This is a genomic window from Bradyrhizobium sp. LTSPM299 (assembly GCF_000938235.1).
In the GTDB taxonomy this organism is placed as follows: domain Bacteria; phylum Pseudomonadota; class Alphaproteobacteria; order Rhizobiales; family Xanthobacteraceae; genus Bradyrhizobium.
In genome coordinates, this window is the sequence record NZ_JYMU01000027.1 from 36,395 (window position 1) to 62,608 (window position 26,214).

Genomic DNA, 26,214 nt, shown 5'->3' on the forward strand with positions numbered 1-26,214 from the left:
CTCACGTCACCGCATTCACGACCTGATATTCCGGCCGACGCCACACCTCGCCATTGATCACCTCGTCGATGATCCCGGCGGCCTTCATCACCTCGGCTTCGCCAATATAGAGCGGTGTGATCCCGAAGCGCATGATGTCCGGCGCCCGGAAGTCGCCGATCACGCCGCGGGCAATCAGCGCCTGCATGGCGGCATACCCGCCGGCAAAGGCAAAGGAGATTTGCGATCCGCGCTGCGCGTGCGCGCGCGGTGTCACCAGCTTCAGCGACGGGCAGCGTCGCGCGACCTCAGCGATCAGCAGGTCGCCGAGCGCCAGTGAGCGCGCGCGGACTTCGGCGATATCGACGCGATCCCAGATGTCGAGCGATGCCTCCAGCGCGGCCATCGCCAGCACCGGCGGTGTGCCGACGCGCATGCGCTCGACACCGCCGGCAGGCTGATAACCGAGATCAAAGGCGAACGGATTTGCGTGGCCCATCCAGCCCGACAACGCAGCGCGCGCCTGATCGGCATGACGTGGCGCGACGTAGAGGAAGGCCGGCGCGCCGGGGCCGGCGTTGAGATATTTGTAGGTGCAGCCGGCGGCGAAATCGGCGCCGACACCGGCGAGGTCGACCGGCAGCGCGCCGGCCGAATGCGCGAGATCCCAGACCGTGACGATGCCGAGCGCATGCGCCCTCCTGGTCAGCGTCAGCATATCGTGGCGACGGCCGGTGCGGTAGTCGACCTCGGTCAAATAGAGCACCGCAATGTCGTCGGACAGCGATGCCTCGACCTCCTCCGGCGCCGCCAGCCGCAATTGATGGCCGCGCCCGAGCGTCGCGATCAGCCCCTCCGCCATATAGAGATCAGTCGGGAAATTGCCGGTGTCGGAGAGAACGACCTTGCGCTCCCGGTTCATGTCGAGCGCGGCCGCAAGCGCCTGATAGACTTTCAGCGACAGCGTGTCGCCCATCATCACGGTGCCTGGCTCGGCGCCGATCAGGCGGGCGATTCGATTGCCCACACGGCGCGGCTGCACGTACCAGCCGGCGGTGTTCCAGGCGCGAATGAGCTCGTCGCCCCACTCGGCTGTGACGACATGCGCCACGCGTTCGGCAACGCCCAGCGGCAGCGTACCGAGCGAGTTGCCGTCGAGATAGATGACATCCGGGGGCAGATGAAACATTGCCCTGGTGTCGTCGTAGACGCGCAGTTGCGATTTCGTTTCGGTCATGGCCACTCGCTCACAGGATGGTGCGGACGCGCCACAGTTCGGGAAACAGCTCGACCACGAGCATCCGCTTGAGATAGCTGACCCCACCGGTGCCGCCAGTGCCACGCTTGAAGCCGATCACGCGCTCCACCGTCGTCACGTGATTGAAGCGCCACCGGCGAAAATAATCCTCGAAGTCGACCAGTTTCTCGGCGAGCTCATAGAGCATCCAGTTGGCTTCGGGAGCCTCATAGACGCGGCGCCAGGCTTGCATCACCCCCTCATCGAAGTGATGGGTTTCGTGGACGTCGCGTGACAGGACGGTCGCGGGCATGGTGAGCCCCCTGCGGTGAGCAAGCCGCAGCACCTCGTCATAAAGGCTCGGCGTGGCAAGCTCGGTTTCGAGCAACGTCATCACCTCGGCGTCATGCGCGTGCGGCTGCAGCATCGCGGCATTGCGATTGCCGAGGAGATATTCGATCTGCCGGTACTGAAACGATTGAAAGCCCGAGGACTGTCCGAGCCGCGAGCGGAAATGGGTATATTCGCTGGGCGTCATGGTGCGCAGCACGTCCCAGGCGCTGTTCAACTGCTCGAAGATACGGGAGACACGCGCGAGCATCTTCATCGCCGGCGACACCTCCTCGCGGGCGATGGCGGCTCGCGCAGCGCGGAGCTCGTGGATGGCGAGCCGCATCCACAGCTCGGAGGTTTGATGCTGGATGATGAACAGCATCTCGTCATGCGCGTCCGAGACGGGGTGCTGGGCGCCGAGCAGTGCATCGAGTTGCAGATAGTCGCCATACGACATTTTCCGGGCGAAGTCGGTCTCGGCGCCCTCGGCCGTGGGATCGTAGGCGTTACTGCTCATGACACATCCTCCCGATCGATCCGCGGCCCTCAATCGAGGCCGACAAGGCATCTTGTGATGGCGGAGGATGGATCCTTCAGCCCATCGACAACAGTAAAATGGTTATACCCGGGGTCGACGACGAGGCGCGTGGGCACGTCGAAGCCGGTCCAGATGTTGGCCATCAGCTCGGCCTGGCGGATGAACTCGGGACGCTCGCTCCCGCCGACCCAGGCGGTGAGCGGCGACTTGCCCCGCGGCAGATGCAAGGCGGCGCTTTCGTGCGTTGCCTCGTCCATGCTCATCCCGAGCGTATCGTTCATCCTGGTCTTCAGGAGCGGCCGCAGATCGTGCAGACCGCTGATCGACAGCGTCGCCGCGATTCTGTTGTAGACCTCAGGTTCGAGAGGGCCGTCGTCACACAGCATGCGCGTAACAAGATGGCCGCCCGCGGAATGGCCGGCTAACCGAATCGGGCCGGAGACTTGGGCCGCAGCCGAGGCAATCGCGGCCGCGATCTCGGCCGTGATGGCGGAGATGCGCGCGGCCGGTGTCAGCGTGTAGCTCGGCAGCGCCACCGTCCAGCTGTGGTTTCGCGCGCCTTCTGCGAGGTCGGTCCACGACGATTTATCGAAGCGCATCCAGTACCCGCCATGCACGAAGACGACGAGGCCCTTGCTGTCGCCGTCCGGCAGGATCAGGTCGAGACGCTGCCGCTCTCCCGATCCATAGGCGATATCAGGCTTGAATAATTTGAGCCCTGCGCGATAGGCAGCCGCGCGCTCCGCCCACAGCGCCGGCAGCTTGTCCGACCCCGGCACATGGGCCGAATTTGCGTAGGCATCATCCCAATCGCGCATCGTGGCTCCCCGAAGATTCGCCGGCGACCGGGCGGCACTGACGACCGGGCGGCACTGGCGGCCGGATTGCACTGGCGGCCGGACGGCACTTTGCCACCGGCTGGGCCCGCCGCCCAGTCTTTATTTTAAGCTTAAACTATCTGGGGACGCCACACAAAAAGGCTATGCTTTCTCCACCCCGCACCATTCGGCGATGAACAGCGCGGTGGCCTTGGTCGACTGCCGCAGCGATTCCAGATCGACATATTCGTTGAAGCCGTGCATCGCAGCTCCCGTGGCGCCGAAGCACAGGCTCGGGATGTTGTGGTTCAGCCCGTAGAAGCGGGTGTCGGTCAGCGCCGTGAAAGCGCGGTCTTCCACCGCCCCGCCATAGACCGCCTGATGCGCTTTGGCGAAGGCCGCTTCGGGCGCTTCGGAATTCACCAGTTCGTAGCCCTCCGACAGGAAGCCCGACCATTCCACCTGCGGCGGGTTGTTGGAGAGGAAGCGGTGGTCGCGCGCAGCGGCCGAGACGCAGGCCAAAATCTCCTTTTGGCACTCCGCAATCGACCAGCCCGGCAACACCGCGATCCGGCAATCGACGTCGCACCAGGCCGGCACGCTGGAGGCCCAGTCGCCGCCCTTGATGATTCCCGGATTGAGGTTGATGGGATGGTTGACGTCCTTGAAATGGCGGTCGCTCTTGGCGCGCTCGTTCCAGGCGATCTCGAGCTTCTCGAGCGCATGAATCAAATGATACGCCGCCATGATCGCATTGGAGCCGGCACCGGCCTCGAACACATGCACCGGGAAGCCGCGCACCTTCAGGCGAAACCAGATCACGCCGACCTGCGAGCGGATCATCTTGCCGTTGGTCGGCTCGGGGATGAGACAGGCATCGGCGCGGTAGCCGCGCTGCAAGGTGGAGAGCGCGCCAACGCCGGTGCTCTCCTCCTCGATGACGGACTGAAAATGGATCCGCGCCGTCGGCTTCAGCCCCGCCTTCTTGATCGCATCAAGCGCGTAGAGGGCACCGATGGTGCCCGACTTCATGTCGCAGGCGCCGCGGCCGTACATCCTCCCGTCCTTGATGACGGGATCGAACGGCGGCGTCGCCCACATCTCGAGCGGGCCGGTCGGCACCACGTCGCAGTGCCCCTGCAGGATCAGCGATTTGCCGGTATTGGTGGCCGGCCGATAGGTGCCGACCACGGTGCGCGCCTTGGAGAAATCATGCTCGATCGGGCCAAAGCCGCGCAGATCCTTGAGATCGTCGACGTTGATGTGCCAGTCGTCGACCTCATAGCCGCGTTGGCGCAGCAGATCGCCGATCATGTCCTGGCACGGCCCCTCGGCGCCGCGGGTCGAGGGGATCGCGACAAAATCCTGCGTGGTCGCAAGCTGCGCATCGAACCCTTCATCAACGGCAGCAAGGATTCGTTGTTGCGTATCGGCAGTCATGCAGCAGCTCCGTCAGGGGATGTCAGAAGGCGGGAGCGCCACCGTAACCCGATCTCAGCCGGCGGGGTACTCCGCAAAATAGGCATCCCGCAATGCATCTCCGAGCAGGCGGCCTTCGGAATAGCCATCGAGCGTCGCCGGCCGCGTCACGCCGTCGAGCAGCCGCGGACACGGCTCCGGCGCGCCGAGCACCGTGCGGACCGGGATACGCTCGGCATAGATCGGCAACTCGTAATCCTCGTCATCGTCGGCGACGCCCTTGGAGCGAACCTTTGCGGAGGCCTCCTCGATCTCCATCGCGATGAACGAGGTCGCCTTGATCTCCTGCTTGTTGCTCGGCCTTAAGGTCGCGGTGCGGTCGGGAAAGAAGCGGTCGACCATCGCGACGACGGCGCGCTGCTTCTCCTCGGGATCGGTAACGAGATAGGCGCTGCCGAACGCCATCACCGCGCGATAATCGGCCGAGTGGTTGAAGCCGCAGCGCGCCAGCACCAGGCTGTCGAGATGGGCGACCGTCAGGCACACCCGCTCGCCCTCCGTCTGGTTCCTAAGCATCCGGCTCGCGCTCGAGCCGTGCCAATAGAGCTTCGTCCCCTCGCGCCAGAAAAAGGTCGGCGTGCAATAGGGTTGGCCGTCGATCACGTAGGACACGTGACACATCATCGAGGCGTCGAGGATCTTGTGCACGGTCTCATGGTCGTAGAAGCCGCGTTCGTGGAGGCGCTTCACCCGGTTGCGGGACGATAGCGGATAGGAGGGAGTGGATGCGCCTTCGGTCACGGCAATGCCTCGCTGGATTGGAACGTTAGAACAGTTGTAGCTGACGATTTGGTCTGCGATAGTGCCAATTCCATGCGAAAAATTCCGACCAATTTGCGCAAATCCCCGCCAGGCAAGTCTGCGCCGGCCAAGTCTTCGCCGGGCAAGGCCGAGCTGCCGCTCGATCTTGCAGGCCCCCATATCACGCAGGGCGCCGCCTCGCAGCACCGGCTCTATCAGGCGCTGTGTCACGCCATCGTCGGCGGCATCGTGAAACCCGGCGAGCCGCTGCCGCCGTCGCGCGCGCTCGCCAAGCAGACCGGCTTCCGCCGCAACGCGGTCACCACGGCCTATGAGCGGCTGATCGCCGACGGCTTTGCGGTCGCAACCACAGGCTCCGGCACCTTCGTCGCCGCGCGGATCCCGGCGCAAGCCGGCGCGGCCCGCAAGACCAGGATCATGATCGAGCCGCCGCAGCACAACGCACTGTCGCTCGGCTGCACCCATATCGATGCACGCGCGCTGCAGCGTTTTCGCGCGTTTGCCGGCCGCCGGCTGCGCGCGTTCGGACCCGAGCATCTCCACTACGGCGATCCCCGCGGCAATCGCGAATTGCGCGCCGCGATCGCAGATCACCTTTTGTCGGCGCGCGGGCTGCGCTGCGATCCCGATCAAATCATGCTGGCGTCGGGCACGCTGCACGCGCTGCGCATCGTGCTCGGCGCGATCCTCAAACCCGGTGACCAGGTTTGGTGCGAGGATCCCGGCTATCCGGCGGCGCGGCGCGCGATCGAGCATTGCGGCTATCGTCCGGTCCCGGTGCCAGTTGATGCGTCGGGCATGCGGGTTGCCAAGGGACGCGCATCCGCACCGACAGCGCGCGCCGCCTATGTCACGCCGTCGCATCAGTTTCCGCTCGGCGTGCAGATGTCGATGCCGCGTCGGCTTGAGCTGCTCGACTGGGCCAAGGAGGCCGGCGCCTTCGTGTTCGAGGACGATTACGACAGCGAGTTCCGCTACGACGGCGCGCCGCTGCTGTCGCTTGCCGGCATCGATCATTTGCGCCGCGTGATCTACATGGGCACCTTTGCCAAGACGCTGTTTCCGGGATTGCGGATCGGCTATTGCGCCCTGCCCGAGCAACTGGTCGGTCCGGTAACGGCAGCGCGCGCCGCGCTCGACCGCTTTCCGGGTACGCTGATGGAAGGCGCGGTCGCAGACATGCTGAACTCCGGCGCCTTCGCCGCCAATCTGCGCAAGTCGCGCAAACTCTATCGCGACGCGCGCGATGTGCTGGCGTCGACATTGGCGGCAGCTTCCGAAGGCGAACTCACGGTTCCGGTCCCCTCGCAAGGCCTGCATCTGGTGGCACGCCTCGCGCCGTCGACCGATCCGCTCGTTGCAGCAGAGGCGAAGGCGGCCGCCGGCGTCGGCGGCTGGCTGCTCGCCGAAACCTATCACCGCGCTCCTCCGCTGCCGGGCTTCGTGCTCGGATTCTCCGGTCATCCGGTTCCGCAGCTCGTTGCGTCGGCGGAACAATTGGCAAAGGCCTCATTGGCTGCGCTGCGTGCCCACCGCAAATCATCGAAGCCCGCGCAAGCAAGGCCGCGCCCTATGAGAATCGGCACCGCCTGACTAAGGTCGCCGCGTTCAATCGGCGCCATCGTTGGAGATACTGGATGCCCGGCAATCGCAACGTCCTGTATCTGATCATCGGCGCGCTGATCGTCGTGGTCGGCGTACTCGGCTACAACGTCTATCAGTCCAAGAAGCAGCCCGACGGCCTCCAGATCAATGTCGGCCCTGACGGGCTGAAGATCCAGAACAAGTGAGGGAGGCCGCGGTGCAGCGCATGGGATTCGGCGTGCTGTTCAGCGCCCTTTCAATTGTCGCGACCAATTTCGGCGCCTCGGCCCAACAGGCCCAGGCCGTTTCGCACGAGCGCAACATCGTGGATCTGCGCGTCGGTCAGCGCGTGCTGGTCGATGACGGATCGTGCCCGGCTGGGAAGATCAAGCTGGTCACGGGCGCGCAACTGAACCAGAACGGCGTGGTGCGCAGCATCACCTGCGTGCCGCGGTTTGCCAAAAAGTAAAACGCCCCGCATTTGCGAGGCGCAATTTTCGTCGTCGCTTTGAGAGCGTACCGCTCAGTTCGTCGTCGTCGACGGCTCGAACATGCATTGCAGCGTCGGCTTGGCGATCTTGGTGAAAGTCGGTCCGATCTCGGACTGCTTGGACCGCGGCACCCAGTCGGTCTCGATCGTCGGCACGCCGGTCTCGCTGATGCCACGCAAGACGGCCTGACGCAGATCGGCGTCATCGACAACCGCTGCGGCATGGTCGTGCAAGCAGCCGCAAACAGCATCGGGGTGCGCCCAACGACCCGCCATATGCGGCACGCACTGCCGGACGAATTCCTCACGCTGGTCGGGCATCTTGAACAGCGTACGAAGCTGCACCGACTCGAGGGGAAGCTGAGTTTGAGCCTGCGCGGCGCCAGCGAAGGCGAAGGACGTGAGGATGGCCGCGGAACAGATACGAAGCAACATATGGAGCCTTTACCGGCGATTTTGTTCGGTTTGCTTGTCGCGGTTAGTTGGCGGCCATCACCACCGGCGTCGAGGTCGAAATCGGCGAGCCGTTATAGGAGAAGGTGCCGATGCCGGGCAGACCATTGTCCGAAGAACCCGCCAGCGACGGACCGGCCAACACGAAGGCAAAGGCGAGGATGAAGCTGATGGTCCGCATTTGTCTGTCTCCGGTATTGCGATCGGCGTCGCCGCCGTTTGGTTGACGGTTTGATAACGATCTGGCGTTTCCGGAGTTCTGCGCCAAAAGCAAAAAATGGTTTCGTGGGAGCGAGAATTGTTTCGTCAGCCACGGTGCGACGAAACATTGGCCAAAAAAGACGAGTAATTTCAGCGGTACCGCCTTACTGGAGCTATTCGGATCGATCCGCGGCGCATGAAATTCGAGCCAAAAGCCCGAGTTGGGCGGACCGCGGTCACTGCCGCTTTCTTAACGTTCCTCTGGTGAGACAGACTGCAGCGCAGCAAAGTCGACCCGTGAACCGCATCTGGGTTCCCGCCGACTGATGTGCCCGCCGTGCAACCATCTTCGTGGTGGCACGTTGTCGTCCCCCAATCCAACGAAGGATGTCAGTCGTGGGCAATGGCAACATGGGTGCAGGTAAGGATTCCGCGACCCGCAAGCCCGGCGAGCCACAGATGGCGGGCGCGATGTCGCATCAGGGCGCGCATGTCATGGGCGACAATGAATGCGCGCCGCAAAAGCTGGTCCGGCTGGTGGGGTGCCGCGACACCAATGTCCGGCCCGAACGGTCCGGCTTCGACTTCCGTGCCCGGCAGTTCGGGCAAGTTAAGAGCTGAGCCGATAGCCGATTTGCGCATAGGCTGAAGTTCGCAGCCGAACCATCTGTTTTGGCTACTGAATAAACTCGCCGCATTTCTGCACGCTGGCGTCGGCCGCCCCCCAGGGCATGATCGGCACCGACGAGGTCGAGTTCTTCGGCGAGCCTTCGATCAGCCGGTCTGAATAGACCATGTAGACCAGCACGTTGCGCTTGGCATCGCAGCCGCGGACGATCTGCATCTTCTTGAAGAACAGCGATCGGCGCTTGCTGAACATGTCGTCGCCCTGGCTCATCTTGTCCTTGAATCGGATCGGCCCGATCTGCCGGCAAGCCAGCGAGATATCAGAGACTTCCTCGGCTACGCCAATCCATCCCTTGAAGCCGCCCTTCTCCGGTACCGTGAAGTGGCAGGCGACGCCCTCGACCTCGGGATCGTCGACGCCATAGGTCGCGAGCTTGTCGTTGGGACTTAGCCATTTGAACACCGTCGAGCGGCGGAAGATCAGGTCCGGGTCGTCAGCGGCAGTCGCCGGGCCGGCCTGCGCCAGGGCCACCGCCAGAAGCAGCAACGCAGACCCCCAACGAGACAGAACACGAAGGTCACACAGGCTCACACTTCTCGACGTCATAAAGGTCTCCGCGGGTGGGTCTCGGCCTATGTAGTGCGCAAAGGCCGCACCGGTAGGCGCAAACAGGTTGGTGATGTCAGCGCCGCTTTAACCTTATGTGAGGCTTTTTTGTTACGCTTTCCGTGAAAATCACGCGATCACGCAGGGGTTAGGACCCTTGTGCTGGTGAACGTGTTTTCCGTCTGCAACAACCAACAGATTAGTCTGGACTGGGATTCGGAATATGCGCGCAAGCGGCCGTCGGACTTCGATTTTTGATTTCGCAAATGAGCGGTTTTGGCAGTTTGCGATTCTGACCGCCGCTGGCACCGTCGGCGCCTCCGCGCCGGCCGATGCGGCGCTCTACTACTGGAACGGCGACACCACCTATTACGGCAGCCAGGCTGAGCCAGCGCCACCGCCACACCGGCCAAAGCCGCGGCGCAATCCGGCCAGGAAGGACGCCGGCGCCGAGAAGGAAACCGGCACCAAGCCGCAGGGCGCGGTGATCATCAACGTCTCGATCGAGCAGCAGAGGGTGCGGGTCTACGACGCCAATGGATTGTACGCCGAAAGCCCGGTGTCGACGGGGATGAAGGGGCATGCGACCCCGATGGGTGCGTTCAGCGTCATCCAGAAGCAGAAATACCACCAGTCCAACATCTACAGCGGCGCGCCGATGCCGTACATGCAGCGCATCACCTGGTCGGGCATCGCGATGCACGCCGGTGTGTTGCCCGGCTATGCCGCCTCCCATGGCTGCATCCGCATGCCGATGGCGTTCGCGGTCAAGATGTACAACTGGACCCGGCTGGGCGCCCGCGTGATCGTCACGCCCGGCACAATCTCTCCGGAGAGTTTCTCGCATCCGCTGCTGGTGACGCAGCGGGTCGTCCCGCAACCGGTCGCCGGCGATGTTCCGAAGGGCGATGCGCCGCTCGGCGTGAAGGGCGACAAGGGCGCGGACAAGCCGGAGACCAGCCTCGAGCTGCGTTCGACGGTCGGTCATGTCGAACAGGCCTCGCTGCGCGACAACACCCATACCGCTGATGCCAGCGGCGCGATGCCGGCCGCCAGCGCGTCGGCGACGATGTCGGATGCCGCCTCCTCCGTCGCCGACAAGCCCGAGGAAGCGACCAAGGAAGCGACCAAGGAAGCGACCAAGGATGCCGTCAAAAGCGAGGCCAATTTAGCCAAGGCCGACGACGCCAAACCGGACGCGCAGGCCGCCGCTGACAAGCCCGCAACCTCCGCAATCACGGACAAGCCGGCCAAGAGCAAGTCCACCGATGCAGCCGCCCGCGACAGCAGTGCGGCCGCTGACAAGAAGACGATCGGTGAAACGCCTGTTACCGCCAGCTCCGACGCCGCGAAGACCGAGATCTCCGCAAGCGACCATGTGAAGGTCGAAGCCAGGGCTGATGAACCAAAGGCTGATGAACCGAAGGCGGATGCCGCCAAATCCGATACGGCCAAGCCCGACGTTGCCGGCGCCGAGGCGCCGAAGGTCGATGCAGCCAAGAACACTGACAAGCCCGCCGAGCCGGTGAAGGCGGCCGACGCACCCGACGCGAAGAAGGACACGGCTCGGCTGCCGGCCCTTGCAAAGGCCGACGTGCCGAAGCGCACCGGCCAGATCGCGGTCTATATCAGCCGCAAGGATTCCAAGCTCTACGTGCGGCAGAACTTTGCGCCGCTGTTCGACTCGCCGGTGACGATCGCGGCGAGCGACCGGCCGCTGGGCACGCATGTGTTCACGGCGGAAGCCGACAAGACCGATACGAATGCGCTGCACTGGTCGGTGGTCACGCTGCCGACCCGCAATGCCGCGCGGATCGACGACGAGGATCGGCCCTCCCGCCGCCACAAGATGACGGGCGCCGCGGCAATCGAGACGAAGCCGCAGCCCACGGTGAACAGCCCGACCGAGGCGCTCGACCGCATCACCATTCCCACCGACACGATGGCGCGGATCACCGACATGCTGGGCACCGGCGGATCGATCATCGTTTCCGACCTCGGCGTGAACCAGGGCGAGACCGGCGAAGGCACCGACTTCATCGTGCCGCTGCGCTAAGCTTGGCGGAACACTCGTAGCCCACTTCGCTCGCAATGACGGCATCTTGAAGCTTCAGACCTGCAACCTGGACTATGATCCCCGCACAATCTGTCCGGGGACATGACCATGATCGACCGCAGGACACTGATCGTGGCGGGACTGGCTGCTGCGGCCGGCTCGCGCGCCGTGCATGCCGAGCTGCCCGCGATGAGCCGGATCACGGCTTACGCCTTCTCGTTCCCGGCGCTGGCAGGTGGCGACATCCGCCTCGCCGACTATGCCGGCCATCCCCTGATGATCGTCAACACCGCCTCGCTCTGCGGCTTCACCCCGCAATATGCCGGCCTGCAGGATCTCTGGACCGAATTCCGCGATCGCGGCTTCGTCATCATCGGCGTCCCCTCCAATGATTTCGGCGGTCAGGAGCCGGGCGGCCCGACCGAGATCGCCGAGACGGCGCAGCACCAGTATGGCGTCACCTTTCCGATCGCAGCCAAGGCGGTCGTCAAGGGCGCCACCGCGCATCCCTTCTATCGATGGGCGGCCGAGGCGCGACCGAAGGACGTGCCCCGCTGGAACTTCCACAAATACCTGATTGGCCGCGACGGCTATATCGCCGACATCTTCCCGGAGTCCGTCACACCAGAGGACACACGGATCAAGACCGCAATCGCCCGGACTCTCGCGGCGGCGTGATGCGTGGTAATCCCCGGAATTAACTGATCGGGCGGGGATTTTGGACACAAAGCCGCCACGTCCGTTGCCTTGGCGGCGGCGATCCAACTAGGGTATTCTCGTTACGGGGTGAGAGCCGCCCGGCCACGGCAACAGGCCGTACCGGGAGCGGGATCAGCAAGGAACACACCATGCGCATTGCGGCAGGTCTGATTTTCGCGGGGACGGTGTCGTTGCTCGCGTCGAGTGCAGCTTGGTCCCAGACGCCGGCAGCCAAGGGCGCCGCGCCAGCGGCCGCACCACAGGCGGCAGCTCCCGCACCTGCAGCTGCTGCCCCGGCCCCCGTCGCCGCAGCTCCGGCCCCGCCGCAGCAACCCCCGCAGCCGGCACGTGCCGCCTGCAACAATCCGAATGCGCTCGGCGTCGCCCGCACCGTCGAGATCGACACCACGGGCGGTCCGGGCTTCGGCTTCGAGCATTTCAAGCAGCTCGACTTCCTGCGCGACCACGAGGTGGTGCTGACCTTCGACGATGGTCCGTGGCCGGCCAACACGCCGGCGGTCCTGAAGGCGCTGGCGGATGAATGCACCACGGGCATCTTCTTCCCGATCGGCAAGCACGCGACCTACCATCCCGAGATCCTGCGGCAGGTCTATGCGGCCGGCCACACGGTCGGCTCGCACACCTGGTCGCACGAAAATCAGAGCAACAAGAAGCTGACCGATGATCAGAGGAAGGATGAGATCGAGCGCGGACTGGCTGCGGTCAAATGGGCGCTCGAGGTCTCGCCCGCGCCGTTCTTCCGCTTCCCCGCACTGCAGCACCCGCCGCAGATGGTGACCTATCTCGGCACCCGCAACATCGCAATCTTCTCCTGCGACCTCGACTCCTTCGACTTCAAGTCGAAGAATTCGCAAGCCGTGATCGACACCGTGATGAAGAGGCTCAGCAAGCTCGGCAAGGGCATCATCCTGATGCACGACTTCCAGAAGCACACTGCGGAGGCGCTGCCGACACTGCTGACGCAGTTGAAGGCCGGCGGCTACAAGGTGGTCGCGATGCGCGCGAAATTCCCGGCGACGGTGCTGCCGCAATACGAGCAGGAGCTCGCCAAGGACGTCAAGCTGCCGACCGTGAGCTCGCGGCCGGTCGACAGCGTCGTCACCACGGTCAACCAGTAAGCGCCGACAGCGGACGACAAGACGCGTGCCGGCGCTGCGTATCGAGGGTTATGTCATCGTCTCCGCCGACGGCCGGCTGGCCAATGCGCATAATGTGATGCCTGACGATCTCAAGATCGAGGGCGACAAGCGGTTCTTCACCGCAGCTCTCGATCGCGCCGATCTGGTCGTGCACGGCCGCCACTCCGAGGAGGAGCAGCCGAATGCCCCGAAGCGCCGGCGCATCATTTTAACCGGCGAGGTCGAGGCCATTGCGCCCGACCCGACCAATCCAAAGGCGCTGTTGTGGAATCCCGCCGGCTGTTCCTTCGAGAGAGCAAGCCGCGAAGCCGGCGTCACATCGGGCACCGTCGCGATCATCGGCGGCCCCAGCGTGTTCGGCATGTTCATGGACCGCTACGACACGTTCTGGCTGTCGGTCGCGCCGCGCGTGCGCATCCCCGACGGCGAGCCGTGCTTTCCCGGCGTCCCCGCCCGCACCCCACAGCAGGTGCTCGCCGCGCACGGGCTTCACGCCGGCGAGTCGCAGCTGATCGACGCCGCGCACGATGTCAGCGTCACGCCGTGGCGGCGCACTTGAACGTTCAGGCGCGATCTCAGCTCCGATGCTTGCGAAACGAGTTCTTCACCGCGATCTTGTCACCCTGAAACCGGAACAGATCGCAGCCGGCGACTTCGATGATCTTGCCGTCGACGCCGGTCCCGGAAAAAATCCACTCCGAGCAGCCGCGGTCACCCGAGATGAAGTGACGCGCATCGCTCCAACGCGCATCCGGGAAGGCTTGCCAGGCGCGCATAAAGCCACGGCGCACCTCGTCCCTGCCGCGGAATACCGTGCCTGACACATCAGGTCCGGCATTGGCCTCGAACACGCAATCGTCAGCCATGAACGACATCAGTCGATCGCGTGACGATTCCAGGCGTCGGCAAATGCTTCGAGCGTCGCGATGGTGACTGTCGGATCAGACATCACGCAGCAGCCGTGACGGTGCCCGCAAGGCGAAGCGTGTCGTAGAGAAATTCGGCCATCGCCGTCTCGACGTCGCTCGCCTTTCCATCGGCGCGCTGCACCGTCGCGGTCCGCCGGTAGAAATGATCGGCGTCGGCGACGTGGACAAACCGGTTGGCTATTCCAACGCGGTTGAAATGATCGCGCATCTCCGCGATGCCGCCGAGAATCACCGGAAGATCATGTTCGCTATGGAACAGCAGCGCAGCCGGCGCCGTCGCACCGTCCGTCAGATGAACGTCCATGGTCGGGCCGGCGATACGGCCGGACAGTGCGACAACCGCGGCAACCGGTGCCCGCTCGGCAAACGCGGAATTGAGTGCGATCCCAGCCCCCGCCGAGAACCCGCCGCAGACGATGCGCGTGACGTCGACGCCATAGGCCTGCGAGCGGTTGCGCACGAAATTGACGGCCTTCGTCATATCGTCGGTCGCGGCCTCCAGCGTGTCGGCCATCATCTGCGGCGTGCACGGCGGCAGGCCGAGGATGTTGCGGACGAAGTCGATGCGGTCGGTGTTCTGGGGCTGGCCCGGCAGCAGGAACGGCGTGACGCCGGGATCGGGCGCCTCCTGCATCAGCCGATAGTCGATCGAGAAGCAGACGTAACCGCGGCGCGCGAACTCGCGGCAATAGTCCGCCATCGCCGTGCTGGGATTCTCGCCCTCGAATACTTCCGCGCCCTTGGTGCCGCGGTGAAACGCGCCGCCGAAGGCGAGGATCAGCGCCGGTCGTAGCACCTTGTCGTCGCTGAGGGGCCGGTAGACGTCGAGCTTGAGGTCGCGATAGCGCGCCGGTCCCTGCCCCGCGACATAGCCGACGCCGCCGACGCCATAGGTGACATCGGGCGTGAACGCGACGTCGTAGACCTTGTCGAGATAGGGCACTGATGATGGCCGCTTGGGCGGGAGCGCGTTCACGAAAAATCCTCCTTGGGTTCAGGTCGGCCTGACCGGACCGGTGCTGCCGCGCACGATCAATTCGGTGGCGAGTTCGATGTGCTGCACGCCGCCGGCGCCGGCAAGCGTCGCCAGCAGGCTGTTGGCGGCCATGCGTCCCATCTCGTCGGCCGGGGTCCGGACGGTCGTGACAGCGGGGTTCATCGCCGCCGCGATATCGAGATCGCCATAGCCGACCACGGACAGATCGCGCGGCACCGAGAGGCCGCGCGCCGCGCATTCCATCATCGTGCCCGCGGCGAGCAGATCATTGGCGCAGATCACCGCGGTCGCCTTGGGAAAGCGCACCTGCGCGGTACGGAACGCGTTGCGGCCATCCTGCAGGCCGCTGCCACCGGCAAAGATCACGCGGTCGCGCGGAAACCTGACGCCACGGCCGGCAAAGGCATGCTCAATGCCGGCCAGGCGATCGCGCTCGCGATCGCTCACGTTCAGGAACGCCATGATGGCGACGACGTCGCGATGGCCGAGATCGAGCAGATGATTGACGACCGGCTGGATCGCCTTGCGATGATCGAAGCCGACCGACGCGATCTCGGTATCGTAGGACCAGGTGACGATGAACGGCTTGCCGAGATCATTGAGCAGCGGCAGCAGCGCGGGATCGTGCTGCATGCCGACCAGCACAATGCCGTCGACACCCTGCCGGATCATCGAGCGGACCGCGGCGAGCTCGGCCTTCTCGTCGAAGTCGGAGGTTGCCAGCAGCAGCGTGTAGCCGCGCTTGGCAATTTCCGACTGCAGCCCTTCGACCGTGCTCGCAAAATACGCATGGCGCAGCGCCGGCACGACGGCGCCGATCACCATGCTGCGGTTCCGGCGCAGCGAGCGGGCAAGACCGTCCGGGATATAGTTGAGTTGCGCGGAGGCAGCATTGACGCGCTTCAGCGTTGCTTCAGTGAGCAGGTCCGGCGTGTTGAACGCCCGCGACACGGTGGCAGGCGACACCTCGGCCAGGCGGGCGACCTCCGCCAGCCTCGAAACACCAGGGGATTTGCTCCGGGTCGCAACCATGGTTCCTGATATCTATTTCATTTCCGTCTGCGTAATCCGGTCGGACGGTCAAGTCAAGAAACCTTGGCAGATATAGCAGTATGCCGCTGCAATATTGCCATCATGTAGAATATCCGAGCATTCCGCCCAAATCTCAGGCGACCTAGGTTCTTGACGCAATACGCGGCAGATGTCCTCAGTGTGAAATTGATTTCACAATCTGTCGCAGGGACCGACGATGCGCAATATACCCTACTTTCCCGGCTGGAATGTCGTCGCGGGCTCGAGCGTCGGCATCGGCTTTGGCTCAGTCCCGTTCTTCGCTTCGGGCTTTGCCCTGCTCGCCGGCGCGATGGCCAAGGATTTCAGCTGGAGCCAGCCCGAGGTCGCCAAGGCCGCCTCGATCTATCTGCTGCTGCAAACCGTCGCCTACCCGCTTTGCGGCTGGCCGCTCGATCGCTGGGGCTCGCGCGCATTCGCGCTCGTCAGCATCGCTCTGTTTGCCGCCTCGGCGCTGGTGTTGAGCCGAATCGACGGCTCGCTGTGGCAGTTCTATCTCGCCTTCGCCTTGATGGGCATCGTCGCCGCCGGCACCAACGTTGTCTCCTACGCCCGCGCCATCGCACTCTGGTTCAATCGCAAGCGCGGGCTGGCGCTCGGTTTTGCGGCGAGCGGACAGGCGGTCGGCTCGTTCATCATTCCGATCGCCTTCCACACAATGATATCAGCGCATGGCTGGTCGTGGACGCTGGTTGCGATGGCGGTCTTCGAGCTCGTGATCTGCCTGCCGCTGGTCGCATTGCTCGTCAAGGACAGCCCGAAACCGCTCGGCCTGCTCCCCGATGGCGCAAGCGCCGAGACAGTCACTGCGAGCACACCGGCCGATGACAGCATGACGGTCCGCGAGATCGTCCGCACAGGCGTGTTCTGGAAGCTTGCGATCTCGTTTGCGATCATGGGCATGTCGTTCTACGCGATCGCGCCCAACATCGTTTACATCCTGACCAAGAAGGCCGGGCTGGGCCTTGCCGACGTCGCGACGATCCAGGCGGTCTCGGGGATTGCCGTCCTGTTCGGACGGATCGGCTTTGGCTATCTGCTCGACCGCGTGCACGCGCCATTTGTCGGAATCGTCGCGCTGGTGCTCACCAGCATCTGCGCGATGACCTATGCGACAACGTCCGTCCCGATGCTGATCATCTTCGCATCCATCCTCAATGGGCTTGCGATCGGCGGCGATACCGACCTGATGCCGTATCTCGCCAGCCGTTACTTCGGCACTGCCGCCGTCTCACGGATCTTCGGCTGGTTCCTGTTCGCGTTCTTCCTCGGCGCCGCGATCGGCCCGGTCACCTTCGCCCAGCTCAGCGCGACGTTCGGCGGCTCCGACCTCCCGCTGATGCTGCTGGCGGGCCTGCAAATCATCCCTGCCCTGCTGTTCCTCTCGATCGGCCGCTACCGGACCAGCGAGGCGAGCGGCCTGAGCGGCGCCGTGGCGTCGTAGATAAACCTACACGTCCCCGTAGGCCGGCTCGGTGCTGCGCGGGCCGCGGCCGTAGCCGGCGATGACGAACAGCGCGCCGATCAGCGACAGGTTCTTCAGCGCATCGATCAAGGTCTTGCCGTTGTCGGGCGCCGCCTGATTCCAGAAGTCATGAGCGTAAAAGGTCGCAACGCAGATGAAGATGATCAGCAGGATCGCGAAGAACCGCGTCAGCACGTTCACCGCGATCATCAGGCCTGCCAGGATTTCGAAGCCGCCGATCGTGATCGCCAGCAGCTGCATGAACGGCATGCCGACAAAGGTTTCGATCTGCTGCGTATACGGTGCGATGACGGCGGGAATGACCACCTTGGCCGTCAGCATGTCGGCGGTCGCCTGGATGCCGAAGAGTTTGGTCGCCCCCGAATAGAGGAACAGCACGGCGAACAAAACGCGCCCGAAAGTAATGAACGCTGGCATGGGTCGGCCTCACTGGATGGCAGAAATCGGACGAAGCAGGCGCAGCGATTATGGTCGTTCCGTCTGCCCCGATCAAATCGAATCGGTCTCCCTCCAGCCGCTAGCCAAACAGCGTCGGCTGTGCGCGGCCGGCCCGCTCCTGGGCTTCGACCGCGGCGACCGCGGTCATGTTGAGGATGCCGCGTGCCGTCACCGAGGGGGTGAGGATGTGCGCCGGACGCGCCGGGCCGATCAGGATCGGTCCGACCGGCAGCGCGTCCGCTAGTGACTTGATCATCTGATAGGCGATGTTGGCGGCGTCGAGATTCGGCATGATCAGGATGTTGGCCTCGCCCTCCAGCTTGGAATGCGGCAGCACCAGCTTGCGCGCCAACGCCGACAGCGCGGTGTCGCCCTGCATCTCGCCATCAGCCTCGATCTCCGGATGCCTCTCCTTCAGCAGCTGGGTGGCCCGGCGCATCTTGCGCGACGACTCGGTATCATAGCTGCCGAAGTCGGAATGTGACACGAAGGCAATCCGCGGCTTGAACGCGAAGCGCTGGGCGTGGATCGCCGCAAGCGAGGCCACCTCCGCCAGTTCCTCGGCGCTCGGATTCGGCCGCACCTGGGTGTCGGCAATGAAATGGGCGCCCTTGGTGGTGATCAACAGCGACAGCGCGGCATAATCGCTGATCCCCGGCTGGAAGCCGATGATCTCGCGGACATGGCGCAGATGGCTCATGTAGCGCCCCTCGACGCCGCACAGCATGGCGTCGGCCTCACCGCGCGACACCGCGAGCGCCGCGATGACAGTGTTGTTGGTGCGCACCACCGTGCGCGCCGCCTCCGGCGTCACGCCGCGCCGACCGGCAACGTCGATATAGGACTGCACATAGGAGCGGTAGCGCGGATCGTCCTCGGGATTGACCAGGTCGAAATCCCGCCCGGCCTTGATCGAGAGGCCGAAGCGCTGGATCCGGGCTTCGACGACCGACGGACGGCCGACCAGGATCGGCCGCGCCAGCTTCTCCTCCAGCACCACTTGCGTCGCGCGCAGCACGCGCTCGTCCTCGCCTTCGGCGTAGATCACCCGCACCGGCTGGGTCTTGGCCTTGGCGAACACCGGCTTCATGGTGAGGCCGGAGCGGAACGCGAAGCGCTCGAGATTGGTGGCATATTCGTCGAAATTGGTGATCGGCCGGGTCGCGACGCCTGACTCCATCGCGGCCTTGGCCACCGCCGGCGCGATCCGCAGGATCAGGCGCGGATCGAACGGGCTCGGGATCAGCGAACCCGGGCCGAACCCCTGCGTCTCGCCGGTATCGAACCCATGGGCCACGGCGTCCGACGGCGGATCGCGCGCGAGCTGTGCGATGGCGTCGACCGCGGCATGCTTCATCTCCTCGTTGATCGCAGTGGCGCCAACATCGAGCGCGCCGCGGAAAATGAAGGGAAAGCACAGCACGTTGTTGACCTGGTTCGGGAAGTCCGACCGCCCGGTGCAGATCATCGCATCGGGGCGCGCCTGGCGCGCCTCGTCCGGCATGATCTCCGGGTTCGGGTTGGCAAGCGCCATCACGAGCGGATGATCAGCCATCCGCTTGACCATGTCGGGCTTCAGCACGTTCGGTGCCGACAGTCCCATGAAGATATCGGCGCCGCCGATCACGTCGCCGAGCACGCGGGCGTCGGTCTTCTGGGTATAAACCGCCTTCCAGCGGTCCATCGTGGTGTTGCGGCCGTCATAGACGACGCCGTCGATGTCGCAGACCCAGATGTTCTTGCGTTGTGCGCCCATCGACACCAGCAGATTGAGGCAGGCGATCGCCGCTGCGCCCGCGCCGGAGCAGACGATCTTGACCTCGGGGAGTTTCTTGCCGTTCAGCAGCAGGGCATTGGTGATCGCGGCTGCGACGATGATGGCGGTGCCATGCTGGTCGTCGTGGAACACCGGGATCTTCATCCGCGCCTTGAGCTGGGCCTCGATCTCGAAGCACTCCGGCCCGCGGATGTCTTCCAAATTGATGCCGCCGAAGGTCGGCTCCAGCGCCGCCACCGTCTCGACCACCCGCTCGATGGTGTTGGCGTCGATCTCGATGTCGAAGACGTCGATGCCGGCGAATTTCTTGAACAGCACCGCCTTGCCTTCCATGACGGGCTTGGAGGCCAGCGGGCCGATATTGCCGAGGCCAAGCACCGCGGTGCCGTTCGAGACCACCGCCACCAGATTGGCGCGCGTCGTCAGCGTCGCTGCCTCGGCCGGATTGTTGGCGATCTCCATACAGGCCGCTGCCACGCCCGGCGAATAGGCCAGCGCCAGGTCGCGCTGGTTGGCGAGCGGCTTGGTTGCCTGGATCTCAAGTTTCCCCGGCCGCGGCAGGCGGTGATAGGCGAGCGCCGCGTTATGGAGTTCTTCGGACGATGACGACATGCGTGCTCCCGCGTTTCCGGCCCTGAAGTCTTGTTTCTATGCTAGTCCAAGGCAAATCAGTTTGCCGGCAAATCGAGCCGGATGTGAAGCACGTCCAGCCGCTCGGATGCAATATTCGATAATTTCCCCGTCAAAAGGCCGCCGGCAGGCACCCCGGCGAAGCCGTATCACCCCTTCTCTCCCCGCTCATCGGGCCGGGGAATGGCAATTTTGTTCTCTGCTTGATCCGGAGCTGACCGAATGAAGAAAATTCTGCTGGGCCTGATCGCGGTCGTCGTCGTCGCGGTGGGAGGCTTCTTCGGCTTCAACTTCTATGTACAGCATCGGGTCGAGGGCGAGGTCGAGGCGGCATTCGCGCAAATCCGCGCCACGGGTGCCAAGGCTAGTCATGGCAAGGTCTCGTTCGACCTGCGGAGCCGCACCGTCACAATCGCCGACATTGCCAACGAATCGGCCACACAGCCTCCGGTCAGCATCAAGATTGCCAACTTCACAGCGGCGGGCGTCCGCGAGGGCGATGCAACGCGATTTTCCGCCGATAGCATCGAGGCCACCGATGTCGAAATCGGCGCGGCGGTACCCGGCCAGACGATCGCGGGCCTGACCTACAGATTGCCGCGCGTTGCGGTGAAGGATTACTCCGGCCCCGCCGGCCCTCGGCAGCTCCCAGCGTCGGCGTCCTTGTTCGATCTGTACCGGTTCGGATTCGAACAGCTGGCAAGCATCAGCGCGGCATCGGTCAGCGTCCCCGAGGTCAAAGGGACGATCTCTTTCGGCCCCCAAATGCACAGCGACGGCGGCGAGTTCGCCTATTCGGGGCTTGCTTTGGAGAACCTCAAGGACGGCAAGATCGCGTCGATCAAGACCGACAGGTTCACCTTCACGGTCAATTCGCAACCGGCCGGCAAGCCGATCAAGATGACCGGCAATCTCGCCAATCTGGTCGCCTCCGACGTCGATGTCGGCGCGATGGCCGCCATCTTCGATCCGGGCAAGGCCAACGACGACAGGGAGTACCGCGCCTACCGGCACATCTCGGCCGGTCCCTACGTCATCACCTCCACGCAAGGCCTGAACATGCGGATCGATGGCATAACCATCGATGACGTCGCCTTCAAGCCGTCACGGCTGCAACTCCCAGCCCTGATGGCGGCGATCCCGCCGGCAGGCGCCGCGCCGCCTACTCCCGCGCAAGTGCGCGAGATGATGGAAAAAATGGCCACCCTCTATGCGGGCATCCGGATCGGAAACACCGAACTGCATGGGCTCTCGGTCGATACGCCGGAGGGCCCGGTGAAGCTCCAGGCGATGCGGTTCAACATCGACAACGGCAAGATCGGCGAAATGGTCTTCGAGGGTCTGGATGCGCGCGCGCCGAAGGGACCGATCAAGCTCGGACGCTTCGCGCTGAAATCTCTCGACATTTCCGGTTTGATGCGAATGGGCGCGGAGTTTTCCGCGCAAAAGCCGTCGGCCGCGCAAGCGTTTGCGCTGTTGCCGCTGATCCAGGGCGTCGAGGTCAAAGGCCTTGTCGCGCCCTACAAAAGCACCAGCAAGCCGATCAACATCGACACCATCAACCTGAGCTGGGGCCGGTTTGTCGGACCGATTCCCAGCGAGGCCCATGTCACCGCGAAGCTGACCTCGCCGATCGACCGGACGGACGTCGGATTGCAGCCGCTCGCCGCCGCGGGGATGGATACGATCGCGCTCGATTTCGAGCTCGGCGCGGCCTGGACCGAAGCATCCCACAGCTTCGCACTGGAGCCGGTGTCGCTCGAACTCGGCAATCTCTTGAAGGCGCAGGCGCGCATCTCGCTCGCCAACGTGCCGCGCGCGGTGTTCTCATCGGATATGGCGCAGGCCGCAACCGCGGCGGGGCAGATCGAGGCTGGCGCGCTCGAGGTCACGCTGCGTGACCTCGGCTGCGTCGAGTTGGGGATCGCGCAGTTCGCCGGCGTCCAGAACATCAGCCGCGACGACGCGCGGCGCGCCATCCGCGATGCCATCAAGGCGCAGGGCGAGGCGATCGGCGCGGCCAATCCCGATGCCAACGCCCTGCTTGCGGCTGTCACAAGCTTTGTCGAGACGCCGGGGCAGACGCTCGTCATCAAGCTGACCCCGCTCGGCAAGGTGCCGGCGGCTCAGCTGATGCAGCTGCTCAAGACCGATCCGCTGGTGGCGCTCGCGCAATTCCGGATCGAGGCCTCGACAGGGTTATGATGCTCCCGTAGCCTCTCCGCCTACGCCTTGTTCGGCAGATTGACCCGGACGTGCAGCTCCTTGAGCTGCTTGGCCGAGGCTTCCGACGGGGCGCCCATCAGCAGGTCCATCGCCTGCTGGTTCATCGGGAACAACGAGATCTCGCGCAGATTGTTGGTGCCGCACAACAGCATCACAATGCGGTCGAGGCCGGCCGCCATGCCGCCATGCGGCGGCGCGCCGTACTGGAACGCACGGTACATGCCGCCGAAGCGGTCGACCACTTCCTGCTCGCCATAGCCTGCGATCTCGAACGCCTTCACCATCGCTTCCGGCTTGTGGTTGCGGATGCCGCCGGAGGCGATCTCGTAGCCGTTGCAGGCGATGTCGTACTGGAACGCCTTGATCGTCAGCGGGTCCTGCGACTTCAGCGCGTCGAGGCCGCCCTGTGGCATCGAGAACGGGTTGTGCGAGAAGTCGACCTTCTTGTTCTCCTCGTCATACTCGTACATCGGAAAGTCGACGATCCAGGCGAGCTCGAAGCGGTCCTTGTCGATCTGGTTCAGCTCCTCGCCGAGTTTTGTCCGCGCGAGACCCGCGAACTTCCAGAACTTCTCTGGGTCGCCGGCGACGAAGAACGCCGCATCGCCTTCCTTGAGGCCGAGCTGGTCGCGGATTGCAACGGTGCGCTCAGGGCCGATGTTGTTCGCCAACGGACCGGCGCCCTCGCCACCCTCGCGCCACATGATGTAGCCGAGGCCGGGTTGACCCTCGCCCTGCGCCCACGAGTTCATGCGGTCGCAGAACGCGCGTGAACCACCGCCGGTGCCGGGGATCGCCCAGACCTGGTTCTTCGGGTCTTCCAGCATCCGCGCGAACACCTTGAAGCCGGACCCGCGAAAATGCTCGGAGACCTCCTGCATGACGATCTTGTTGCGCAAATCGGGCTTGTCGGAGCCGTACTTGCGCACCGCTTCGGCAAACGGTATCCGTGGCCAGTTCTTGGTGACCGGCTTGCCCTTGGCAAAGTCCTCGAACACGCCCGTGATGACAGGCTCCATCGCCGCAAAGACATCGTCTTGCGTGACAAAGCTCATCTCGACGTCGAGCTGATAAAATTCGCCCGGCAGGCGGTCGGCGCGCGGGTCCTCGTCGCGGAAGCAGGGCGCGATCTGGAAGTAGCGGTCGAAGCCCGACATCATCAGCAGCTGCTTGTACTGCTGCGGCGCCTGCGGCAACGCGTAGAACTTGCCGGGATGAATGCGCGACGGCACCAGGAAGTCGCGCGCGCCTTCCGGCGAGGACGCCGTCAGGATCGGGGTCTGGAATTCGAAGAAGCCCTGCTCCTTCATCCGCTTGCGCATGGAATCGACGACCGCGCCGCGGGTCATGATGTTCTGGTGCAGTTTCTCGCGACGCAGGTCGAGGAAACGGTACTTAAGCCTGATGTCCTCGGGATATTCCTGCTCGCCGAACACCGGCAGCGGCAGCTCGGCGGCGGGGCCGAGCACCTCGATTTCCTTGATATAGATCTCGATCATGCCGGTCGGCAGATCGGCGTTTTCAGTACCGCCAGGGCGGCGTCGAACATTGCCGTCGATCCGCACCACCCACTCCGAGCGGAACTTCTCGACCTCGGCGAATGCCGGCGAATCCGGATCGGCCACGCACTGGGTAATGCCGTAATGGTCGCGCAGATCGAGGAACAGCACGCCGCCATGGTCTCGGACACGGTGAACCCAGCCTGACAGCCGGGCCGTCTGGTCGATATCGCTCTCTCGGAGCGCGCCGCATGTGTGTGACCGGTAGCGATGCATATTAGTTCCAAAGACTGATGTCGGAGGAGAATCGGACCAAGCCAAAATGGCCTATCCGAAGTTGCGGAGGGTTTACCCGAGCCCGCCCGGTGCGGCAACCAAGGGAACGGCCGGTTTTGGCCCGGAATCGCACATTTTCGGGACCAATGGCGCGAACCGTTTGCCTATTCGCCCCGTAGCCCTATCTTTCTGACGTGACCGTCCATTTCCCGTTCCAGAACACCTATTCGGCGCTGCCGGCGAACTTCTTCGCCCGGGTCGCGCCGACCCCGGTGGCCGCCCCCCGGCTGATCAAGCTGAACCGGCCGCTGGCGGTCCAGCTCGGCCTCGATCCGGACCTGCTATCGACGCCTGAGGGCGCCGAAATCCTCGCCGGAAAGCGCGTCCCCGACGGGGCCGACCCGATCGCGATGGCCTATGCCGGCCACCAGTTCGGGCACTTCGTGCCCCAGCTCGGCGACGGCCGCGCCATCCTGCTCGGCGAGGTCATCGACAAGGATGGCGTCCGCCGCGACATCCAGCTCAAGGGAAGTGGCCCGACCCCGTTCTCCCGCCGCGGCGACGGCCGCGCCGCGCTCGGTCCGGTGCTGCGCGAATACATCGTCAGCGAGGCGATGTTTGCGATGGGCATTCCGACGACGCGTTCGCTCGCCGCCGTCGTCACTGGCGAGCCCGTGATGCGCGAGACGGCCCTGCCCGGCGCGGTGCTGACCCGCATCGCCTCGAGCCATATCCGCGTCGGCACCTTCCAGTTCTTCGCCGCGCGCGGCGACACTGACGGCATCCGCGCGCTCGCCGACCATGTCATCGCCAGGCACTATCCGCATGTGAAGGACGCCGAGCAGCCCTATCACGCCCTGCTCGCCGGCGTGGTGGCGCAGCAGGCCGAGCTGGTCGCGCGCTGGCTGCATGCCGGCTTCATCCACGGCGTGATGAACACCGACAACTCCTCGATCTCGGGCGAGACCATCGACTACGGTCCCTGCGCCTTCCTCGACGCCTACAACCCGGCGCAGGTGTTTTCCTCGATCGACGAGATGGGCCGCTACGCCTATGCCAACCAGCCGCGCATCGCGCTGTGGAATCTGACCCGGCTCGCCGAGTGCCTGCTGCCGCTGTTCACGGACGACAAGGACAAGGCGATCGAACAGGCGCAGGCGATCCTCGGCGAATTCCCGGAAAAATTCACGGCGGCCTATCAGGCCGGCTTGCGCAAGAAAGTCGGCCTGTTCACCGCGCGCGACGGCGACGAGGCGCTGATCCAGGACCTGCTCGACACGATGGCGAAGAACGAGGCCGACTTTACGCTGACCTTCCGCCAGCTCGGCCATGCCGCGGGCGACGAGGCCGGCATCGCCGATGTGCGCGCGCAATTCACCGACCCCGCAGCCTTCGACGAATGGGCCAGCCGCTGGCGCGAGCGCACCGCGCTGGAGCCGCAGACATCGGCCGAGCGCAAGGCCGCGATGCACGCCGTCAACCCCGCCTTCATCCCGCGCAACCATCGCGTCGAGGCGGTGATCCAGGCCGCCGTCACCAACGACGATTACGCGCCGTTCGAGGAACTGCTGACGGTGCTGGCAAAGCCGTTCGACGACCAGCCGCAGTACGCGGCTTACGCCGAAACGCCGCTGCCCGAGCAGCGCGTCACGCAGACCTTCTGCGGGACGTAGGTCTATCCGCATCGTCATTGCGAGCCAACGGGTCGCGCGAATGCGCGCCCGATGACAGGCTCCGCGAAGCAATCCATCGCGCCGCATACGCGGTAGCATGGATTGCTTCGTCGCTTCGCTCCTCGCAATGACGCGGAGAGAGCACAGCTTTCATCGGGCGCATTGGCGCGTGGCTGGCAGCGCCAGACA

General features: G+C 64.5%; 25 protein-coding genes. 11 read left to right on the forward strand and 14 right to left on the reverse strand.

What is annotated here, in order from left to right:
• Position 1 precedes the first annotated feature (1 nt).
• The 5 genes from kynU to UP10_RS16420 all read right to left on the reverse strand — a co-directional run bounded on the left by kynU (position 2) and on the right by UP10_RS16420 (position 5,125).
• Complete coding sequence (gene kynU / locus UP10_RS16400; RefSeq protein WP_044588368.1) at positions 2–1,216, reverse strand: kynureninase; 1,215 nt, start codon at positions 1,214–1,216, stop codon at positions 2–4.
• 10 nt (positions 1,217–1,226) lie between these two features.
• On the reverse strand, positions 1,227–2,066 hold the full coding sequence (gene kynA / locus UP10_RS16405; protein WP_044588369.1) for a tryptophan 2,3-dioxygenase: 840 nt from the start codon (positions 2,064–2,066) through the stop codon (positions 1,227–1,229).
• Positions 2,067–2,095: 29 nt separating this feature from the next.
• A complete protein-coding gene (locus UP10_RS16410) occupies positions 2,096–2,905 on the reverse strand; it encodes a hormone-sensitive lipase (RefSeq protein WP_044588370.1) in 810 nt (269 codons plus the stop codon).
• 162 nt (positions 2,906–3,067) lie between these two features.
• On the reverse strand, positions 3,068–4,345 hold the full coding sequence (locus UP10_RS16415; protein ID WP_044588371.1) for an ArgE/DapE family deacylase: 1,278 nt from the start codon (positions 4,343–4,345) through the stop codon (positions 3,068–3,070).
• A 54-nt stretch (positions 4,346–4,399) separates the two neighbouring features.
• Entirely contained in the window at positions 4,400–5,125 is a 726-nt protein-coding gene (locus UP10_RS16420; protein WP_044588372.1) for a pyridoxamine 5'-phosphate oxidase family protein, read from the reverse strand.
• Positions 5,126–5,197: 72 nt separating this feature from the next.
• On the opposite strand from UP10_RS16420, the gene pdxR reads away from it, so the two are divergent.
• The 3 genes from pdxR to UP10_RS16430 are packed head-to-tail and all read left to right on the forward strand — an operon-like array spanning position 5,198 to position 7,199.
• On the forward strand, positions 5,198–6,739 hold the full coding sequence (gene pdxR / locus UP10_RS16425) for a MocR-like pyridoxine biosynthesis transcription factor PdxR (RefSeq protein ID WP_044588373.1): 1,542 nt from the start codon (positions 5,198–5,200) through the stop codon (positions 6,737–6,739).
• 44 nt (positions 6,740–6,783) lie between these two features.
• On the forward strand, positions 6,784–6,936 hold the full coding sequence (locus UP10_RS45270; RefSeq protein WP_197086832.1) for a hypothetical protein: 153 nt from the start codon (positions 6,784–6,786) through the stop codon (positions 6,934–6,936).
• 20 nt (positions 6,937–6,956) lie between these two features.
• On the forward strand, positions 6,957–7,199 hold the full coding sequence (locus UP10_RS16430) for a DUF6719 family protein (protein ID WP_044588374.1): 243 nt from the start codon (positions 6,957–6,959) through the stop codon (positions 7,197–7,199).
• Positions 7,200–7,253: 54 nt separating this feature from the next.
• Here UP10_RS16430 and UP10_RS16435 read toward each other — a convergent pair whose 3' ends face one another.
• The gene (locus UP10_RS16435; protein WP_044588375.1) at positions 7,254–7,655 is read right to left on the reverse strand and encodes a hypothetical protein; all 402 of its coding nucleotides are present in this window, start codon (positions 7,653–7,655) and stop codon (positions 7,254–7,256) included.
• A 43-nt stretch (positions 7,656–7,698) separates the two neighbouring features.
• On the reverse strand, positions 7,699–7,854 hold the full coding sequence (locus tag UP10_RS45275; RefSeq protein WP_197086833.1) for a hypothetical protein: 156 nt from the start codon (positions 7,852–7,854) through the stop codon (positions 7,699–7,701).
• 407 nt (positions 7,855–8,261) lie between these two features.
• Here UP10_RS45275 and UP10_RS16440 point away from each other — a divergent pair, with 407 nt between their 5' ends.
• A complete protein-coding gene (locus UP10_RS16440) occupies positions 8,262–8,495 on the forward strand; it encodes a hypothetical protein (RefSeq protein ID WP_044588376.1) in 234 nt (77 codons plus the stop codon).
• A 55-nt stretch (positions 8,496–8,550) separates the two neighbouring features.
• Here the strand turns inward: UP10_RS16440 and UP10_RS16445 are convergent, their stop codons facing one another.
• Positions 8,551–9,108: a CreA family protein gene (locus UP10_RS16445; protein WP_044588377.1), complete on the reverse strand. Its 558-nt coding sequence runs from the start codon at positions 9,106–9,108 to the stop codon at positions 8,551–8,553.
• A 223-nt stretch (positions 9,109–9,331) separates the two neighbouring features.
• Here UP10_RS16445 and UP10_RS16450 point away from each other — a divergent pair, with 223 nt between their 5' ends.
• The 4 genes from UP10_RS16450 to UP10_RS16465 all read left to right on the forward strand — a co-directional run bounded on the left by UP10_RS16450 (position 9,332) and on the right by UP10_RS16465 (position 13,582).
• Positions 9,332–11,164 (forward strand): L,D-transpeptidase, encoded by a 1,833-nt coding sequence (locus UP10_RS16450; RefSeq protein ID WP_044588378.1) that lies wholly within the window; start codon positions 9,332–9,334, stop codon positions 11,162–11,164.
• A 108-nt stretch (positions 11,165–11,272) separates the two neighbouring features.
• The gene (locus UP10_RS16455) at positions 11,273–11,842 is read left to right on the forward strand and encodes a glutathione peroxidase (protein WP_044588440.1); all 570 of its coding nucleotides are present in this window, start codon (positions 11,273–11,275) and stop codon (positions 11,840–11,842) included.
• Positions 11,843–12,012: 170 nt separating this feature from the next.
• Entirely contained in the window at positions 12,013–13,002 is a 990-nt protein-coding gene (locus UP10_RS16460; protein ID WP_044588379.1) for a polysaccharide deacetylase family protein, read from the forward strand.
• 25 nt (positions 13,003–13,027) lie between these two features.
• Positions 13,028–13,582, forward strand: coding sequence for a dihydrofolate reductase family protein (locus UP10_RS16465; protein ID WP_044588380.1), 555 nt, complete (start codon positions 13,028–13,030; stop codon positions 13,580–13,582).
• 16 nt (positions 13,583–13,598) lie between these two features.
• Here the strand turns inward: UP10_RS16465 and UP10_RS16470 are convergent, their stop codons facing one another.
• The 3 genes from UP10_RS16470 to UP10_RS16480 form a co-directional block, all read right to left on the reverse strand.
• A complete protein-coding gene (locus UP10_RS16470; protein WP_044588381.1) occupies positions 13,599–13,898 on the reverse strand; it encodes a nuclear transport factor 2 family protein in 300 nt (99 codons plus the stop codon).
• 73 nt (positions 13,899–13,971) lie between these two features.
• A complete protein-coding gene (locus tag UP10_RS16475; RefSeq protein WP_156180057.1) occupies positions 13,972–14,928 on the reverse strand; it encodes an alpha/beta hydrolase in 957 nt (318 codons plus the stop codon).
• A gap of 18 nt (positions 14,929–14,946) precedes the next feature.
• Positions 14,947–15,981 (reverse strand): LacI family DNA-binding transcriptional regulator, encoded by a 1,035-nt coding sequence (locus UP10_RS16480; protein WP_044588383.1) that lies wholly within the window; start codon positions 15,979–15,981, stop codon positions 14,947–14,949.
• Positions 15,982–16,198: 217 nt separating this feature from the next.
• Here UP10_RS16480 and UP10_RS16485 point away from each other — a divergent pair, with 217 nt between their 5' ends.
• Complete coding sequence (locus tag UP10_RS16485) at positions 16,199–17,464, forward strand: MFS transporter (RefSeq protein WP_044588384.1); 1,266 nt, start codon at positions 16,199–16,201, stop codon at positions 17,462–17,464.
• A 6-nt stretch (positions 17,465–17,470) separates the two neighbouring features.
• Here UP10_RS16485 and UP10_RS16490 read toward each other — a convergent pair whose 3' ends face one another.
• On the reverse strand, positions 17,471–17,923 hold the full coding sequence (locus UP10_RS16490) for a DoxX family protein (protein WP_044588385.1): 453 nt from the start codon (positions 17,921–17,923) through the stop codon (positions 17,471–17,473).
• A 100-nt stretch (positions 17,924–18,023) separates the two neighbouring features.
• Complete coding sequence (locus tag UP10_RS16495) at positions 18,024–20,333, reverse strand: NADP-dependent malic enzyme (RefSeq protein WP_044588386.1); 2,310 nt, start codon at positions 20,331–20,333, stop codon at positions 18,024–18,026.
• A gap of 240 nt (positions 20,334–20,573) precedes the next feature.
• Between UP10_RS16495 and UP10_RS16500 the strand changes: the two genes are divergently transcribed.
• Positions 20,574–22,556 carry an aq_1923 C-terminal domain gene (locus tag UP10_RS16500; RefSeq protein WP_044588387.1) on the forward strand — a complete coding sequence of 661 codons (1,983 nt, stop codon included), beginning with the start codon at positions 20,574–20,576 and terminating at the stop codon, positions 22,554–22,556.
• A 20-nt stretch (positions 22,557–22,576) separates the two neighbouring features.
• Here UP10_RS16500 and aspS read toward each other — a convergent pair whose 3' ends face one another.
• Positions 22,577–24,352 (reverse strand): aspartate--tRNA ligase, encoded by a 1,776-nt coding sequence (gene aspS / locus UP10_RS16505; protein ID WP_044588388.1) that lies wholly within the window; start codon positions 24,350–24,352, stop codon positions 22,577–22,579.
• Positions 24,353–24,546: 194 nt separating this feature from the next.
• Between aspS and UP10_RS16510 the strand changes: the two genes are divergently transcribed.
• Positions 24,547–26,025, forward strand: a complete 1,479-nt coding sequence (locus UP10_RS16510) for a protein adenylyltransferase SelO (RefSeq protein WP_044588389.1) — start codon at positions 24,547–24,549, stop codon at positions 26,023–26,025.
• Positions 26,026–26,214 lie beyond the last annotated feature (189 nt).

Coding starts and splice junctions, on each gene's coding strand:
- UP10_RS45275 (WP_197086833.1), bottom strand. CDS start 7,854: ATGCGGACCATCAGCTTCATCCTCGCCTTTGCCTTCGTGTTGGCCGGT.
- UP10_RS16450 (WP_044588378.1), top strand. CDS start 9,332: ATGCGCGCAAGCGGCCGTCGGACTTCGATTTTTGATTTCGCAAATGAG.
- UP10_RS16435 (WP_044588375.1), bottom strand. CDS start 7,655: ATGTTGCTTCGTATCTGTTCCGCGGCCATCCTCACGTCCTTCGCCTTC.
- UP10_RS16445 (WP_044588377.1), bottom strand. CDS start 9,108: ATGACGTCGAGAAGTGTGAGCCTGTGTGACCTTCGTGTTCTGTCTCGT.
- UP10_RS16415 (WP_044588371.1), bottom strand. CDS start 4,345: ATGACTGCCGATACGCAACAACGAATCCTTGCTGCCGTTGATGAAGGG.
- UP10_RS45270 (WP_197086832.1), top strand. CDS start 6,784: ATGCCCGGCAATCGCAACGTCCTGTATCTGATCATCGGCGCGCTGATC.
- pdxR (WP_044588373.1), top strand. CDS start 5,198: ATGCGAAAAATTCCGACCAATTTGCGCAAATCCCCGCCAGGCAAGTCT.
- aspS (WP_044588388.1), bottom strand. CDS start 24,352: ATGCATCGCTACCGGTCACACACATGCGGCGCGCTCCGAGAGAGCGAT.
- UP10_RS16490 (WP_044588385.1), bottom strand. CDS start 17,923: ATGCCAGCGTTCATTACTTTCGGGCGCGTTTTGTTCGCCGTGCTGTTC.
- UP10_RS16460 (WP_044588379.1), top strand. CDS start 12,013: ATGCGCATTGCGGCAGGTCTGATTTTCGCGGGGACGGTGTCGTTGCTC.
- UP10_RS16410 (WP_044588370.1), bottom strand. CDS start 2,905: ATGCGCGATTGGGATGATGCCTACGCAAATTCGGCCCATGTGCCGGGG.
- kynA (WP_044588369.1), bottom strand. CDS start 2,066: ATGAGCAGTAACGCCTACGATCCCACGGCCGAGGGCGCCGAGACCGAC.
- kynU (WP_044588368.1), bottom strand. CDS start 1,216: ATGACCGAAACGAAATCGCAACTGCGCGTCTACGACGACACCAGGGCA.
- UP10_RS16485 (WP_044588384.1), top strand. CDS start 16,199: ATGCGCAATATACCCTACTTTCCCGGCTGGAATGTCGTCGCGGGCTCG.
- UP10_RS16430 (WP_044588374.1), top strand. CDS start 6,957: ATGGGATTCGGCGTGCTGTTCAGCGCCCTTTCAATTGTCGCGACCAAT.
- UP10_RS16480 (WP_044588383.1), bottom strand. CDS start 15,981: ATGGTTGCGACCCGGAGCAAATCCCCTGGTGTTTCGAGGCTGGCGGAG.
- UP10_RS16455 (WP_044588440.1), top strand. CDS start 11,273: ATGATCGACCGCAGGACACTGATCGTGGCGGGACTGGCTGCTGCGGCC.
- UP10_RS16495 (WP_044588386.1), bottom strand. CDS start 20,333: ATGTCGTCATCGTCCGAAGAACTCCATAACGCGGCGCTCGCCTATCAC.
- UP10_RS16500 (WP_044588387.1), top strand. CDS start 20,574: ATGAAGAAAATTCTGCTGGGCCTGATCGCGGTCGTCGTCGTCGCGGTG.
- UP10_RS16470 (WP_044588381.1), bottom strand. CDS start 13,898: ATGTCGTTCATGGCTGACGATTGCGTGTTCGAGGCCAATGCCGGACCT.
- UP10_RS16440 (WP_044588376.1), top strand. CDS start 8,262: ATGTCAGTCGTGGGCAATGGCAACATGGGTGCAGGTAAGGATTCCGCG.